Source organism: Arthrobacter sp. 05T47 (assembly GCF_056395825.1).
In genome coordinates, this window is the sequence record NZ_JBFTKG010000017.1 from 24,793 (window position 1) to 39,201 (window position 14,409).

Consider the following 14,409-nt stretch of genomic DNA (forward strand, 5'->3'; position numbering starts at 1 on the left):
CTGATTCTGGCTARGCSGGCAGGTTYCTGAGCGCTTCCGTGCGCGACAACGGGCTGAGGTCCRCCCAGTGCTGCTGCACGAACGCCCGCACCCAGTCCGGATCCGTCCTGGCGTACTGGCGCAGGGCCCACCCAATCGCCTTCCTGATGAAGAACTCAGGATCCTTGAGGTTGGCCTCGATCACGGCRGCCAGGAGGGCCGTGTCAGTGGCTGATTTGGCCCCCARTTGAGCGGTGATGGCGGCCCGCCGGACCCAGAAGTYCTGGTCCCYGCTCCAGCGCCCCAGTACCGGCGTCAGCTCTGMCCGGTGGGCCAGCAAGAGCGCGCCCAGCCGGTGCGCCACCCCGTCCACAAGGTCCCACCAGGCCCCGGTGCGGATGATTTCCTCGTAGACGGCGAGCATGCTGAGCTCCCCGGCGGCGAGCTTGAGCCCGGTGAGGTCGATCGCGGCGTAGCGCTCCTCACGGCAGRCGGCGTTCCGCCACAGCGCGAGCACGGTTGACTGCAGTTCCGCCAGGCCGCCCGGAGGGTGCGCCGCGGCCGCGGTTTTGACGATCCTGCGGACCTCGGGCACCCGCACGCCCAGGGACGGCATCTGCGATTTCATGTAGGCCTGCGCCCCCGCGGCGCGGCTTGGGTCAGCCGCAGCCTGCAGTTGGCGGCGGATCGCGTCAATCAGTTCCGTGGTGACTTCAGTGGTGGCCATGAGGCCACTGTAGACATCCTGCGGCGGGCTCTAGAGTTGATGCCAGCAAGCCGCGGCTCCGCGTCGGAAGGAAAACCATGTCCATGATCAAGAGTCCCGAAGAAATTGCACTGATGCGGGAGGCGGGCCGGGTGGTGGCCAATACGCTCGCGCGGGTCCGGGAGGCCGCCGTCGTCGGCGTCTCGCTCAAGGAGCTCGACGARGTCGCCGCGGCGTCAATCGCCGACGCCGGTGCCACGCCGGCGTTCCTGAACTACCGGCCGCGCTGGGCGTCCGTCCCGTTTCCCGGGGTCATTTGCACGTCCGTCAACGACGCCGTCGTGCACGGCATCCCWAACGGGTACCGGCTGCAGGACGGGGACCTCCTGAGCGTGGACTGCGGCGCGTTCCTGGCGGGCTGGTGCGGCGATGCGGCCATCAGYTTCATCGTGGGGACGGTCGACCCGGTGGACCAGGCCCTCATCGACGCCACGGACGCTGCCCTGGCGCGGGGGATCGAGGCAGCAAGGATCGGGAACAAGATGGGAGACCTYGCCTACGCGATCGGTGGAGCGGCRCGCCGGGSAGGCTATGGGCTGCTCGCCGATCACGGCGGCCACGGGATCGGCCGGACCATGCACGCCGAGCCGCCCGTGCCCAACGACGGGCGTCCCGGCCGGGGCATCAAACTCACCGAGGGCCTGGTCATCGCCATCGAGCCGATGCTGATTCTGGGGCGCAAGGACGACTACTACCATGACGAGGACGAGTGGACCCTCCGCTCGGCGAACGGCCGCCGCGCCGCGCACAGCGAGCACACCGTGGCCATCACGGCTGACGGTCCCGTGATCCTGACACTGCCCTAGGTTGTGGCTTAGGACTCGGCTTCAGGACTCGGCTTCAGCGACCGCGGGCGGTGAGGTGAGGCGGACGACGGCGCGTCCTGGCACCGCGTCGCTGACCACCGTGAAGCCGGCGGCCACGAAGAGCTCCAACGTCCCGTGATAAAGGTCAGCCGGGCCCGCCTTGGGCCGCTGCGCGGGGTCCACCGGGTAGCCCTCCACCACCGTGGCGCCGTGGGCGAAGGCGTGTTCGACGGCGGCTGCCAGRAGGGCGCCGGCCACRCCGGTTCGGCGATGGCCGGGRGCCACGACGAAACAACTGACCGACCACGGATGGTCAGCTGCCGGGGTTTCAGACGCCGCAGCGTCCGGCGCCGTTTTTGCGGCGGCCAGCACCTTCGAGCGCAGGATYCTCGGRTAGCACTCACGCGGCTCCACGGCACACCACCCCACGGGCGYCCCTTCGCGGAAGGCCAGCACGCCGGGMGCCGGCCGGCCGCCGTCGAACTTGTCCCGCAACTGGGCCTTMCGCTGGTCCGGGGTGGTCGCGGACCACTCGCTGCCGGTCACCGCRAAGAACTGGCACCAGCAGCGTGACGGTTCGCCGCGGACGCCAAAGAGGCGTTCGACGTCGGGCCAGTCCGCGGCCGCGGTGGTGATGGCYGCCTGGCCCCCGGATTCTGCTGTGCTCATGGAAAGAGGGTAGCGCCTGCCGTTTAGTGCGTGCGCGTCCCCGGGCTGGCCTGTCGCCGGACACGATGTGCGGCGAGCCTCAGCTGAATGATGCGGGCGGCTCCGGCGATCGCGACAAGCACGCCGCCGCCGACTGCCGCGATGAACAAGGCAATGCCGAGCGGGACGGAGCCTTCGAGGCCAAAGAACTTCACCTGCACATATTCCTGGTTCTGCAGGATGAAGGCGATGAGCACGATCAGCACCACCAGCGCGCTGGCAACCGCTGCCCAGACCATTCCCGCWCGSGTGRCCTGSCGCGTCTCCGGGGCCGGGRCYGCGGGTGGCTGGCGAGTYTCCGGGGCAGGTACCGGTGCTGCGGGWACCTCTGCACGGGAGGTGCCAACTTCGGAGGTCCCTGGCCCGGACGYGGCGTCAGCGGTCCCCGTGTACTGTGCGGTTGGGGCATCGTCGGGAGTGTYGGGGTCGAATCTGCGAGGTGTCTCGGTCATGGCGGCCGTGCCTTTCGATTGCGGACAGGGCGCACAGGCTTTCCCTGACGGCCTGCCTGTCAACTCAATACTAAGCCTGCTGATGGCTSCMGKGGTGTCCGGGCAGCTGGGCGGGGTCCGGGCCAACCGCGCATACCGGTGACATTGCRTGCGCAGCCCCCCCGGGGAGCGCTGTTGGCACCGGCCCGGGCACGGTATAACGTCACAGCCAAGGGAAAGCCTTGAAGAGGAGGCGCGGCCGTGACCATTATTGACAACGCCGTTTACGTGGACGGTCGCCGGACCGCGGACCCGGAAGACCTCGAGGAGACGTATTTCCTCCTGCGGCAGCGCCAGGGCATGGCYTGGATCGGGCTCTACCGACCGGACCCCGATGAGTTGCGTTCGGTGGCMGAGGAATTCGACCTGAGCCACCTTGCCGTCGAGGACGCGCTSGCCGGCCACCAACGCGCAAAGCTGGAACACTACGGCGAGACGTTGTTCCTGGTGCTGCGGCCCGCCCGATACCTGGACGACGTGGAGAAGGTCGAGTTCGGCGAGATCCACGTGTTCGCCGGCCCGGATTTCGTGGTGACTGTCCGCCGGGCCGAGTCGCCCGACCTCGCCCGCGTACGCCGGCGCATGGAGTCCGAGCCGGAATTCCTGGCGCTGGGACCGGACGCGGTGCTGTACGCGATTCTGGACCAGGTGGTGGACGAGTACGAGCCGGTGGCCGCGGGGCTGGAAAACGACATCGATGAGATCGAGGATGACTTGTTCGCCGCCGATCCCGGGGTGTCGCGCCGGATCTATGAGCTCTCCCGCCAGGTCATTACGTTCCAGCGGGCGACGGCCCCCCTGGCCGGAATCCTGCAGACCCTCATGGGCAGCGGACCGGACGGGGTGCCGGACCCCGAACTGCAGGACCATTTCCGCGACGTACTGGACCACGCCATCAGGCTGGGGGAGCGGGTGGCTGCCTTCCGGGCRCTCCTGCAAAACGCGCTGGCSGTCAACGCGGCCCTCGTGGCCCAGCGGCAGAACGACGAAATGCGCCTCCTGACGGAGTCCAGCTTCGCCCAGAACGAGCAGGTCAAACGGATCTCGTCGTGGGCGGCCATCCTGTTCGCACCGACACTGATCGCGTCGATCTACGGCATGAACTTCCACGACATGCCCGAACTCAACTGGATTTTCGGCTATCCGATGGCACTGGCGCTCATGATCGGCATGGGCGGGATCCTGTACCTGACGTTCAAACACAACAAGTGKATCTGACGTTCCGGTTGKAATGGACGCGGCTCTCTGCCCGCGCCAGTAAAACAAAAGCGGCTCTGACCTTGCATGTGCAGGTCAGAGCCGCTGTCCTTGTGCCCCAGGAGGGAATCGAACCCCCGACCGGCGGATTAGAAGGCCGCTGCTCTATCCCCTGAGCTACTGGGGCACGCTGGTGCCCACCGGCTGCTGCCGGGGACGCCTCAAAAAGTTTACAGTGCCGGACGGCCGGTGGGGGTCAATGCGGCCGGTGGCCTGTCCTGCAGCCAGGACCACTCCCCAACAAAGGCCCCGGCGCTGCCGCCGGACGTGGGTTTTCCACATGGCACAGTTCGCCCCTGCCTGCCCGCGGGCCCCGGCGGGATGCTGGAACTGCCCGGCTGGGCACGACAATTCGAGACAGGACATGAGAATGAGTGACAACATTACGGTCCGTGGCTTCGTCGCCTCGGAGATCAGAAGTGCGACCACCCCMGGCGGCGTGGCCACGGCGAACTTCCGGCTCGGCGCCACGGAGCGACGCTACGACCGYGGATCCAGCACCTGGGTGGATGGCAACACCAACTGGTTCACMGTCCAGGGCTACCGCCAGCTGGCGGGCAACATCGGCTGCAGCATCAAGAAGGGACAGCGGGTCATYGTGGTGGGCAGGCTGAAGATGCGCAGCTGGGAGAAGGACGGCAGRGTCTACCACGACGCCGAAATTAATGCGGAGTCAGTCGGCCACGACCTCATGTGGGGCTCTGCCAACTTCACCCGCTCCGCCGCCGCCGGAAGCCAGACGGCCGCCGGGCCCGGCGCCCCGGGAGCCGCCGGCAGCGGGGACGGCGGCGACGGCGGCCAACACGCAGGCGCCGGAGAACAGGGGGACAGCGGCGGGGACGGTGCCGAGCATGAGGCGACGTTCATCGATGACGCGAGCGGTGAGGAGGAGGAGGTGGACCAGGAGACCGGCGAACTGAAAGGGGCCGCGGCCTGATTCCCGGGCCCGCGGCTACCGGACACAGCATGCTGCCGGGCCGGCCTCCGTGGCTGCCTCGTGGGCGTCMGGAAACTGAGCCGAACAGTTCCGGCCGGGCAGTGCCGCGGGGGCAGCCCGGGACSCTGRGGCAAGGGCAGGGGCGGCCGCCAGGGCCAGAACGGCGGCAACGGCTCCGGCAACCGGCCCGTCAACAGCCGCGTCGGGCGCCGACGGAATGTGAGTTATCCCGGCCGAACCACTAGATTTGTAGGCATGGCGGAATTTATCTACACAATGACCAAGGCCCGTAAGGCTGTCGGCGAAAAACTCATCCTCGATGACGTGAGCATGTCCTTCTTCCCGGGGGCCAAGATTGGCGTTGTCGGCCCGAATGGTGCCGGTAAGTCCACCATTCTCAAGATCATGGCAGGCYTGGACACTCCCTCCAACGGTGAGGCCCGGCTCAGCCCCGGCTACACGGTAGGCATCCTGCTGCAGGAGCCGCCGCTGAACGAAGACAAGACCGTCCTGGGCAACGTCCAGGAAGGCGTCGGCGAAATCTACGGCAAGATCCAGCGCTTCAACGAGATCTCCGAGGAAATGGCCAGCCCCGACGCTGACTACGATGCCCTSCTCGAGGAAATGGGACAGCTGCAGGAAGCGATCGACGCGGCCGATGCCTGGGACATCGATTCCCAGCTGGAACAGGCCATGGACGCCCTGCGCTGCCCGCCGGCCGATGCCGACGTCACGCTCCTCTCCGGTGGTGAGCGCCGCCGCGTCGCCYTGTGCAAGCTCCTGCTGCAGAAGCCGGACCTGCTGCTGCTCGACGAGCCCACCAACCACCTCGACGCCGAGAGYGTGCTGTGGCTCGAACAGCACCTCTCCAGCTACGCCGGCGCCGTCCTGGCCGTCACCCACGACCGCTACTTCCTGGACCACGTGGCCGAGTGGATCGCCGAAGTTGACCGCGGSCACCTCTACCCGTACGAGGGCAACTACTCCACGTACCTGGAGAAGAAGCGCGCCCGCCTGGAAGTCCAGGGCAAGAAGGACGCCAAGCAGGCCAAGCGYCTCWCCGAAGAACTYGAGTGGGTCCGCTCSAACGCCAAGGGACGCCAGACCAAGTCCAAGGCCCGCCTGGCCCGCTACGAGGAAATGGCCGCCGAGGCGGACCGCACCCGCAAGCTCGACTTCGAAGAGATCCAGATCCCGCCGGGACCGCGCCTCGGCGGACTCGTGCTGGAAGCCAAGGAACTCCAGAAGGGCTTCGATGACCGCACGCTGATCGACGGGCTGTCCTTCAGCCTGCCCCGCAACGGCATCGTCGGCGTCATCGGCCCCAACGGCGTCGGCAAGTCCACGCTGTTCAAGACCATCGTGGGCCTGGAACCGCTSGACGGCGGCGAACTGAAGATCGGCGATTCCGTCAAGATCTCCTACGCCGACCAGAGCCGCGGCGGCATCGACCCGAACAAGACGCTGTGGGARGTCGTGTCCGACGGGCTGGAYTACATCCAGGTCGGCCACGTCGAAATGCCGTCCCGCGCCTAYGTGGCCGCCTTCGGCTTCAAGGGCCCGGACCAGCAGAAGAAGGCCGGGGTGCTCTCCGGCGGTGAGCGCAACCGCCTCAACCTTGCSCTGACCCTCAAGCAGGGCGGCAACCTGCTGCTSCTCGACGAACCGACTAACGACCTCGACGTCGAAACCCTCAGYAGCCTCGAGAACGCACTGCTKGAATTCCCGGGCTGCGCCGTCGTCGTCTCGCACGACCGCTGGTTCCTGGACCGGGTGGCCACCCACATCCTCGCCTACGAAGGCGACGAGGAGAACCCGTCCAAGTGGTACTGGTTCGAGGGCAACTTCGAGTCCTACGAGGAGAACAAGGTGGAGCGCCTGGGCCCGGACGCGGCCAAGCCGCACCGCGTCACGCACCGCCGCCTCACCCGCGACTAAGCCCGCCAGGCTTACAGCGCCGCTGGCACACAAAAAGCCGGTTCCCCGTGGGGAGCCGGCTTTTGTGTGCCGCGGGACTTTGTGCCAGGCAGGGCGACTGGCGCGGCGTCCGGCAGGGGCGGGAGTCCTGGCTGCCCTCGGCCTTGCGCATCTGGCGCTGCAGCACTCTGGACTGGACGGCGGACTAGATGTACTACTAGACGGCGGCCTGGACGGCGCCGTTCACTGTGTTCTTCAGATCGTTCGGGACGCGGACCATGCCTTCCTGCGCCACCGTGGCYACGTGCAGGCCGTCCCGGCTGAAGATCTTGCCGGTCGCCAGTCCCCGCGCGCCCTGGGCRCTGGGGGACTCCTGGACGTACAGGAGCCATTCGTCCACCCGGACCGGCCGGTGCCACCACATGGCGTGGTCCAGGCTGGCSACGGACATCCCGGGCGTAATCCAGCTCATCCCGTGCTTGCGGAGGATGGATTCGAGCAGGGTGTAATCGCTCGCGTAGGCCAGGGCGGCCCGGTGCACGCCGGCGTCGTCGGGCATCGGCCCGAACGTCTTCATCCAGACGGCGTTGCGCGCCTCCTTGGGCCCCTTCGCCGAGACGTACAGCGCCGGGTCGACGTGGCGGATATCGAAGGGCCGTTCAAACGCCCAGTGCCGTGCCACGGGGTGATCGAACTTGCCCAGCAGGTCGGCAGTGCTGGGCAGAGATTCCGGGTCCGGGATCCCGGTGGGCATTTCGGACTGGTGCTCGATCCCTTCGTCCTCGGCCTGGAAGGACGCAATCATCGACAGGATGGGCATGCCCTCCTGATAGGCGTGGACCCGGCGGGCCGAGAAGGACCGGCCATCACGCAAMCGCTGCACCCCGAAGGTGATCGGCTTGTTGGCGTCACCGGGCCGCAGGAAGTAGCCGTGCATGGAGTGCACACTGCGGTCCGGATCGACGGTGCGGCTGCCGGCGATCAGGGACTGCGCCAGCACCTGGCCGCCGAAGACGCGGTGCCTGGGCTGTTGCTGGGAGGGCCCCATGAAAATGTCCTCGTCCGTCCGCGCGCCCTCGAGCTCGCCGAGGTTGAGCAGTTGGATGAGCGAGGAGGTGGGGTCCTGGGTCGGGAGCCCCAGCAGTCCGGCTTCGGCTTCAGTCATGGTCTGACTCTAGACGGCAGCGCGCGCCGCTCCAAAGAAGCGCAGCCGGTAGAGTCGGTAGTGTGTCTGATGTCCTAACCCAGCCCCTGCAGTTCACCGATCCCCGCGACCTCGCCGACCTGCGCACCTTCGCCACGCGCGCYARATCCATAGACGACGGCGCCATCCGGCTCCAGGCCGCGGGCCCGGTCCTGGCCGCCTACGTCTGCGTCCTGCGGCCCCGGCTCCTCGGCGAATCCACCCCCACCATCCTGGGACTGCGGACCATGGCGCTGGCACAGCCGGCGGACACTGACGTGACGGTGCCGCTGTCCGCCGTGCTGGACCGTCTGGCCCGGGCGGGGGAGCACGACGTCGAGCTCCCCGTYCCGCCGGTGACCGTCAGCGAGTCGTGGGCCGGGATCGGGGCGCCGCGGACCGGCTGGGAACTGCTYGGCACCCTCCAGGACCCCGTCCTGAGGGACGCTGCCGAGGCCGGCATCAGGGAAATCGCCGCGATCATCCCGGACAAGCCGGGYGCGYTGATCGTCAACAACGCCCGCGCGAGCGTCTGGGGCCGGGAACTGCCCGACGCCGGCGGCCTGCCGGCAGGAGCCGCGTTCGCCGCGCTGACCCTGGGCTTCCTGGCCGACGGCGAACAAAAGCTCTTCCGCGCGGGGCGCTGGTTCCGGCTCAGCGGCACCCGCGGACACGTGCTGGTCCGGACCGGCACCGGGCTGTAGGCAGCGTCCGSRCTCAGGCCTCSGAGGGGCTGTTCACCATGGASAGGGCYGCCCGGTCCATGTAGTCCCAGAGCGTGCCCTCATACAAGGGCGGAAGCTCCAGGGAGTCCACGGCGGCGCGCATGTGGAACAGCCAGCGTTCCTTGGCCTCCGGCGTCACRCGGAACGGCATGTGGCGCATCCGCAGCCGCGGGTGCCCGCGCTCCTCGCCATACGTGSTGGGCCCGCCCCAGTACTGTTCCAGGAACATCAGGAAGCGCCGCTTGGCCGGGCCGAGGTCCTCTTCCGGGTACATGGCSCGCAGCAGCGGATCGGTCGCGACGCCGTCGTAGAAGACGTCGATGAGCTTCACGAAGGTCTCATGGCCGCCCACGGCGTCATAGAAGTTGTCGGTGTAGCCGGGCTGGCTGAACGGATCGTTCTGCAGCAGCTGCCTGGGCTGGCCTGGTTCGCCGGCGCTGGGAATCGTCATGGCTCTATTCTCCGGCCTGCTGCTGCGGYGYGGAATCGGCCTCTTCGGCCGGCGGGGMAGWCGGCGCGATGTAATGGCCCTGGGAACGGTTGCCCACRCGCAGGATTTCGCCGTTGCGCAGGTACCAGATGGTGCCGTCGTCGGCCCGGACGCGCGTGATCCGCAGGTTCATGGCCTCGACAATGCCCACCACCTCGGAGGTTTCGATGACATCGCCGATCCCGTACTGRTCCTCGAGCGTGATGAAGATGCCGGCCAGGAAGTCGCGGATCAGCTGCTGGGCGCCGAAGCCGATGGCGATACCGAGGATACCGACGCTGGTCAGCAGCGGTGCAATGTCCACGTTCAGGTATTTGAGCACGTACACGATGGTGAGGACGGCCACCAGGACGCCGACAACGCTGTTGAGCAGTGCGCCAATGGTGTGGGCCCGCTGGACCCGGCGCTCGTGGTCCAGTGCCCGCAGAGCGGGAGACACCCAGCGGAAATGCCGCTTCTTGAAGAATGTGCTGCCCTCGGCGACACGCTTGGTGATTCCGGCGATCACGAAGGACGCCACCAGCCACACGGCGACGCCGATCCCCAGGGCTATCAGGGCGCCCGGCAGATTGACGGCGGCGATTTGTTGGGCGGTGATTGGTTCGATGGTGGTCAGGCTGATCATCGGTGGGGGAAAACTCCTTGTTGCTTCGTCCCAGCCGGCCGGCAGCAGGGCTGGGCGTCCGGGTAGCGGCCGGCGTTCGCCGGTCGCATAACACTCTGGTCTCCTTCAACATTAGCGCCGTAGCGTTGCCCCATGCGCATCCTGGTCCTTGGCGGCACCGCCTTCCTCTCAGCCGAAATAGCCCGACAGGCCCTGACTTCCGGGCATGATGTGACCTGCCTGGCCCGTGGGACTATTTCTTCACCGCCTGACGGAGCCACGTGGGTTCGGGCGGACCGCTCGGAGGGGAAGGCCGCCTACGCGCCGGTGGCGGGCCGTTCAGACCCGGACGGATGGGATGCCGTGATCGATGTCTCCCGGGACCCCGTGCAGGCGCGTGAGGCCCTTGAGGCGCTGGCCGGCTCGACCCGGCATTGGACCTTCGTCTCCAGCTGCTCGGTCTACGCCGATCATTCCGTGGCCGGTGCCTCCGAAGACGCCCAGGTGCTCCCGCCGCTGGCTCCGGGCACGGAACTGAGCATGGAGAACTACGGCGAGGCCAAGTCCGCGATTGAGTCCTGGACCTGGGAGCTGGCCGGGGCCAAGGCACACCTGTGCCGCGCCGGCCTGATCGGCGGACCCGGGGACGGCTCTGACCGTTACGGGTACTGGCCTGCCCGTTTTGCCCGGGACGACGATCCGGTCCTGGTCCCGGACATCCCCGCCGACGCCACCCAGATCATCGACGTCCGCGACCTCGCGGCCTGGATCCTCACCGCCGCCGAAAAGGGAACCGTCGGCGCCCTGAACGCCGTCGGCGAACCGGTCCCGTTTGCCGCCTACCTTGAGGAATCGCGTCAGCTCGCCGACGCCGACTCCGAGGTGGTTGTCGCTCCCGAGGACTGGCTGGCGTCCCACGGCGCGAACTATTGGGCCGGCCCGGACTCGCTGCCGCTGTGGCTGCCGGCCGGCCACGATGGCTTCGCGGCCCGCAGCAATGACGCTGCCAGAGCCGCCGGGCTGCGCCTCCGGCCCTGGATGGACACGCTGCGTGACACCCTGACGGATGAACGCCGCCGCGGGCTCGGCCGCGAACGCAAGGCCGGGATGAGCGCGGAGACCGAACGCCGGATCGTGTCCGAGTACAGGGCGGAGGCTTCAGTCGGGCAGGCTGACGGTGCCGCCTGACCTTGCCACCTGACGGTGCCACCTGGCCGGGTTCAGTCCGTCGGGCCCTCCACCACAGCCGTGGGCTCGTGCAGCACCGGAAAGTTGACGCTGCGGGCGATGAAACAGACCTTGTTGGCCTCGACGTGGAGCTCTTCCAGGAGTTCCGGGGCCGCCGGCTCCGCCACCGTCACCGTGGGTTTCAGCGTGACGGATTCGAATTGGCCGCTGCCGTCCCGGTTGGTCCGCATGAGGCCCTCGGCCCGGTCCTCGTAGGCGGTCACCACCACGCCGTGCTTCACGGCCACGTGCAGGAAGGAGAGCATGTGGCACTGGGACAGCGCGGCCAGAAGCAGCTGTTCGGGATTGTAGCGCTCGCGGTCGCCGTGAAAGGTCGGATCGGCCGAGCCATGCAACACCGGCAATCCCGGGATCTCGACGTCATGGTCCCGTGAATAGCCGCGGTAGGAGGACGTCCCCTCCCCGAGGTTCCCGGTCCAGCGGACAGTCAGCGCGTAGCGGTGTTCGTCAAGGCTCATGACTCCAGCCTAGAACGAGGGAACCCCGGCGCCGCACGTGGGCGGCACCGGGGCTCCAGGATTGCCGGGGTTCGGGGCGGCTTTCCTAGCCGACGTCGGCCTGGCGGGCCCGCAGCGAGCGGACAACGCCGTCGCGGTTCTCCAGCATCATCCGGCGCAGCGCGGAGCTGCCTTCCGGCAGTGACGCCAGGAACTCATCGGTGCGGTCCACGGTGGCCTGCGTGGTCAGCTGGGCCGGGTAGAGCCCGACGACGATCTGCGAGGCCAGCGCGTGGGTGCGGTTGGCCACGATGCCCGGGACGGCCTCGAAGTACTTCTCGGCGTACGGCTCGAGCAGGGACGTGTCCAGGACCCGGGTAAAGCCGGCCACCGCGGAACCCTGCAGGGCGTTGGACAGATCGCCCTTGACCACAATCGATTCCCAGGCTGCGGCCTTGGCCTCCGGCGTGGGGATCGCGGCCTTGGCAAGGGCCGCCGCGTTCTGGCCGTTGGAGGTGTTGTCGTGCTCCAGTTCCTCGTCGATCCGCTCCTGCCCGGCGCGGCCGCCTGCCACGAGGGACGCCAGCAGTTCCCAGCGCAGGTCCTGGTCCACGCTCAGCCCATCCAGGGTGAGCGAGCCGTCCAGCAGCCCGGACACCGTGTCCAGCTGCCCGGCGCTGCTGGCCAGCAGGGCGTAGGACTTCACGAACTGCAGCTGGGCGTCCGAGCCCGCAGGCACGGCCGAGGCGAGATCCCACAGCTTGTCGGTCGCGGCCACGGTGGTGGCCTCCTTGTGCTCCTCGGCCACGTAGAACGTCAGCGTGGTGGCGAGCTGCCTGAGCTGGACCAGGATCACGGAGGAATCGGATTCCTCGGCGATGTTGGCCAGGATCAGGTCCACATACCCGCGGGCAGGGGATTCGCCGTCGCGCGCCGCATCCCAAGCCGAGCCCCACACGAGGGTGCGGGGGAGGCTCTGGCTGAAGTCCTTCAGGTGGGCCGTGGCGGTGGCGAGGGACTTCGGATCGAGGCGGACCTTGGCGTAGGCGAGGTCGTCGTCGTTGAGCAGGATCAGGTCAGGCTGGGCCAGGCCGGCCAGGGCCGGAACCTCGGTGCGCTCGCCGTCGACGTCGAGCTCAACGCGGTGTACGCGCTCCAGCTTGCCGGCGCCGTTGAGGTTGTAGAAGCCCACGGCGAGCCGGTGCGGGCGGAGCGTCGGCTGGCTCTCGATCGCCGACTGCACGATGGCGAAGGAGCCGATGGTGCCCTCGGCGTCGGCCGAGATCTCCGGCGTCAGTGTGTTGACGCCGGCGGTCTCCAGCCAGAGCTGCCCCCACTTTTCGAGGTCGCGGCCGCTGGCCTTTTCGAGTTCTGCCATGAGGTCGCTGAGCTCGGTGTTCTGCCAGGCGTGCTTGCTGAAGTACTCGCGCACGCCGGCCATGAACTCCTCCGGGCCGACCCAGGCGACGAGCTGGCGCAGCACCGAGGCGCCCTTGGCGTAGGTGATGCCGTCGAAGTTCACCTCGACGTCCTGGAGGTCGTTGATCTCGGCGAAGATCGGGTGCGTGGTGGGCAGCTGGTCCTGCCGGTACGCCCAGGACTTCTCCACCGAGGCGAACGTGGTCCAGGCGTGGTCGAACTCGGTGTTTTCCACGGCGGCCAGGTGGGACATGTATTCGGCGAAGGACTCGTTGAGCCAGAGGTCGTTCCACCAGCGCATCGTCACGAGGTCGCCGAACCACATGTGCGCGAGCTCGTGCAGCACGGTGATGGCGCGGCGCTCCACCTGGGCGTCAGTGACCTTGCCTCGGAAGACGTAGCCTTCCAGGATGGTGACGGCCCCGGCGTTTTCCATGGCGCCGGCGTTGAACTCCGGCACGAAGAGCTGGTCGTACTTCTCGAACGGGTAAGGGCAGCCGAACTGCGCCTCGAAGAACTCGAAACCCTGACGGGTGAGCTCAAAGATGTTGTCCGCATCGAGGTACTGCATGAGGGACTTGCGGGCGAAGATGCCCAGCGGCGTGACCCGGCCCTCCGCCGAGACGACCTCGCTGCGCACCGACTGGTATGGCCCGGCGATCAGGGCGGTGACGTAGGAGGAGAGCCGCGGCGTGGGCGTGAACTCCCAGACGGAGCGGGCGCCCCCGTCCGCGCCGGGGATGGTCTCCACCGGCGCCGGGGTGGGGGAGTTGGAGACCACGTCCCAGTGCGAGGGGGCGGTGACCGTGAAGGTGAAGCTGGCCTTGAGGTCGGGCTGTTCGAACACGGCAAACATGCGCCGCGAATCAGGGACCTCGAACTGGGTGTAGAGGTAGACCTCGTTGTCCACCGGGTCCACGAAGCGGTGCAGGCCCTCGCCGGTGTTCATGTATGGGGCATCGGCGACCACGAGCAAGTGGTTCTCGGCTTCCAGGTCCGGGAGCTGGATCCGGACGCCGTCGGAGACCTCGGCCGGGTCGAGTTCGCGGCCGTTGAGGCTCACGCTGTGCACCGTGTGGGTCACGGCGTCGATGAAGGTCGAGGACCCAGGCTTGGCCGCGAACTTCACGGCCGTGGTGGACCCGAAGACTTTTTCGCCGCGGGTCAGGTCCAGGCTGACCTCGTAGGACTCGACGTCGATCAGGGTGGCGCGCTCGCGGGCTTCGGCGCGGGTGAGGTTCATACCGGGCAAAGGGGCCTCCAGAAGAAGATGGATACTGCCGGCCGGCCGCAGCCGCCGGCGATACTGTGAAATCATTCTTTCACGTCAGCCGCCCGTGGCAAGTTAGCCCGCTCACAATGTCTTTCCCGGCGCTCCAGCCGCAACGCATCCGTTCCTCCGTTTCGCTTCCTGTTGGCCGCCTGACCTGCGGGCATGTCTC

At 67.9% G+C, this 14,409-nt stretch carries 14 protein-coding genes and 1 tRNA gene; 6 read left to right on the top strand and 9 right to left on the bottom strand.

Features of this window, described 5'->3' with window-relative positions; all coding sequences use genetic code 11:
• Window positions 1-10: 10 nt before the first annotated feature.
• Window positions 11-706, bottom strand: coding sequence for a DNA alkylation repair protein (locus AC1DEY_RS13220; RefSeq protein WP_476868329.1), 696 nt, complete (start codon window positions 704-706; stop codon window positions 11-13).
• A gap of 77 nt (window positions 707-783) precedes the next feature.
• Between AC1DEY_RS13220 and map the strand changes: the two genes are divergently transcribed.
• Entirely contained in the window at window positions 784-1,551 is a 768-nt protein-coding gene (map, locus tag AC1DEY_RS13225; protein WP_476868330.1) for a type I methionyl aminopeptidase, read from the top strand.
• Window positions 1,552-1,572: 21 nt separating this feature from the next.
• On the opposite strand, the gene AC1DEY_RS13230 is transcribed toward map, so the two are convergent.
• Window positions 1,573-2,220 (bottom strand): GNAT family N-acetyltransferase, encoded by a 648-nt coding sequence (locus tag AC1DEY_RS13230; RefSeq protein WP_476868331.1) that lies wholly within the window; start codon window positions 2,218-2,220, stop codon window positions 1,573-1,575.
• A gap of 23 nt (window positions 2,221-2,243) precedes the next feature.
• The gene (locus AC1DEY_RS13235) at window positions 2,244-2,498 is read right to left on the bottom strand and encodes a LapA family protein (protein WP_476868332.1); all 255 of its coding nucleotides are present in this window, start codon (window positions 2,496-2,498) and stop codon (window positions 2,244-2,246) included.
• Between the two features lie 453 nt (window positions 2,499-2,951).
• On the opposite strand from AC1DEY_RS13235, the gene AC1DEY_RS13240 reads away from it, so the two are divergent.
• Window positions 2,952-3,968 (top strand): magnesium and cobalt transport protein CorA, encoded by a 1,017-nt coding sequence (locus tag AC1DEY_RS13240; protein WP_476868333.1) that lies wholly within the window; start codon window positions 2,952-2,954, stop codon window positions 3,966-3,968.
• A gap of 93 nt (window positions 3,969-4,061) precedes the next feature.
• Here the strand turns inward: AC1DEY_RS13240 and AC1DEY_RS13245 are convergent.
• Window positions 4,062-4,134 (bottom strand) — tRNA-Arg (locus AC1DEY_RS13245).
• Between the two features lie 243 nt (window positions 4,135-4,377).
• Between AC1DEY_RS13245 and AC1DEY_RS13250 the strand changes: the two genes are divergently transcribed.
• On the top strand, window positions 4,378-4,944 hold the full coding sequence (locus AC1DEY_RS13250; protein WP_476868334.1) for a single-stranded DNA-binding protein: 567 nt from the start codon (window positions 4,378-4,380) through the stop codon (window positions 4,942-4,944).
• 255 nt (window positions 4,945-5,199) lie between these two features.
• The gene (gene ettA, locus AC1DEY_RS13255) at window positions 5,200-6,882 is read left to right on the top strand and encodes an energy-dependent translational throttle protein EttA (protein WP_476868335.1); all 1,683 of its coding nucleotides are present in this window, start codon (window positions 5,200-5,202) and stop codon (window positions 6,880-6,882) included.
• A gap of 196 nt (window positions 6,883-7,078) precedes the next feature.
• Here the strand turns inward: ettA and AC1DEY_RS13260 are convergent, their stop codons facing one another.
• Complete coding sequence (locus AC1DEY_RS13260) at window positions 7,079-8,026, bottom strand: acyl-CoA thioesterase (protein WP_476868336.1); 948 nt, start codon at window positions 8,024-8,026, stop codon at window positions 7,079-7,081.
• A 62-nt stretch (window positions 8,027-8,088) separates the two neighbouring features.
• Between AC1DEY_RS13260 and AC1DEY_RS13265 the strand changes: the two genes are divergently transcribed.
• Complete coding sequence (locus tag AC1DEY_RS13265) at window positions 8,089-8,748, top strand: DUF8185 domain-containing protein (protein ID WP_476868337.1); 660 nt, start codon at window positions 8,089-8,091, stop codon at window positions 8,746-8,748.
• Window positions 8,749-8,761: 13 nt separating this feature from the next.
• On the opposite strand, the gene AC1DEY_RS13270 is transcribed toward AC1DEY_RS13265, so the two are convergent.
• Together AC1DEY_RS13270 and AC1DEY_RS13275 are read right to left on the bottom strand one after the other, a co-directional pair.
• Window positions 8,762-9,220, bottom strand: coding sequence for a globin (locus tag AC1DEY_RS13270; protein WP_476868338.1), 459 nt, complete (start codon window positions 9,218-9,220; stop codon window positions 8,762-8,764).
• Between the two features lie 4 nt (window positions 9,221-9,224).
• Complete coding sequence (locus AC1DEY_RS13275) at window positions 9,225-9,884, bottom strand: mechanosensitive ion channel family protein (protein WP_476868339.1); 660 nt, start codon at window positions 9,882-9,884, stop codon at window positions 9,225-9,227.
• A gap of 132 nt (window positions 9,885-10,016) precedes the next feature.
• Here AC1DEY_RS13275 and AC1DEY_RS13280 point away from each other — a divergent pair, with 132 nt between their 5' ends.
• The gene (locus tag AC1DEY_RS13280) at window positions 10,017-11,051 is read left to right on the top strand and encodes an NAD-dependent epimerase/dehydratase family protein (protein ID WP_476868340.1); all 1,035 of its coding nucleotides are present in this window, start codon (window positions 10,017-10,019) and stop codon (window positions 11,049-11,051) included.
• A 32-nt stretch (window positions 11,052-11,083) separates the two neighbouring features.
• Here AC1DEY_RS13280 and AC1DEY_RS13285 read toward each other — a convergent pair whose 3' ends face one another.
• Window positions 11,084-11,569: an OsmC family protein gene (locus AC1DEY_RS13285; RefSeq protein ID WP_476868341.1), complete on the bottom strand. Its 486-nt coding sequence runs from the start codon at window positions 11,567-11,569 to the stop codon at window positions 11,084-11,086.
• Between the two features lie 85 nt (window positions 11,570-11,654).
• On the bottom strand, window positions 11,655-14,210 hold the full coding sequence (gene pepN, locus AC1DEY_RS13290; RefSeq protein ID WP_476868342.1) for an aminopeptidase N: 2,556 nt from the start codon (window positions 14,208-14,210) through the stop codon (window positions 11,655-11,657).
• Window positions 14,211-14,409 lie beyond the last annotated feature (199 nt).

Excerpts from the sequence above, each read along its gene's own strand:
- AC1DEY_RS13235 (WP_476868332.1), bottom strand. The coding sequence starts at position 2,498 with ATGGTCTGGGCAGCGGTTGCCAGCGCGCTGGTGGTGCTGATCGTGCTC.
- AC1DEY_RS13280 (WP_476868340.1), top strand. The coding sequence starts at position 10,017 with ATGCGCATCCTGGTCCTTGGCGGCACCGCCTTCCTCTCAGCCGAAATA.
- AC1DEY_RS13285 (WP_476868341.1), bottom strand. The coding sequence starts at position 11,569 with ATGAGCCTTGACGAACACCGCTACGCGCTGACTGTCCGCTGGACCGGG.
- pepN (WP_476868342.1), bottom strand. The coding sequence starts at position 14,210 with ATGAACCTCACCCGCGCCGAAGCCCGCGAGCGCGCCACCCTGATCGAC.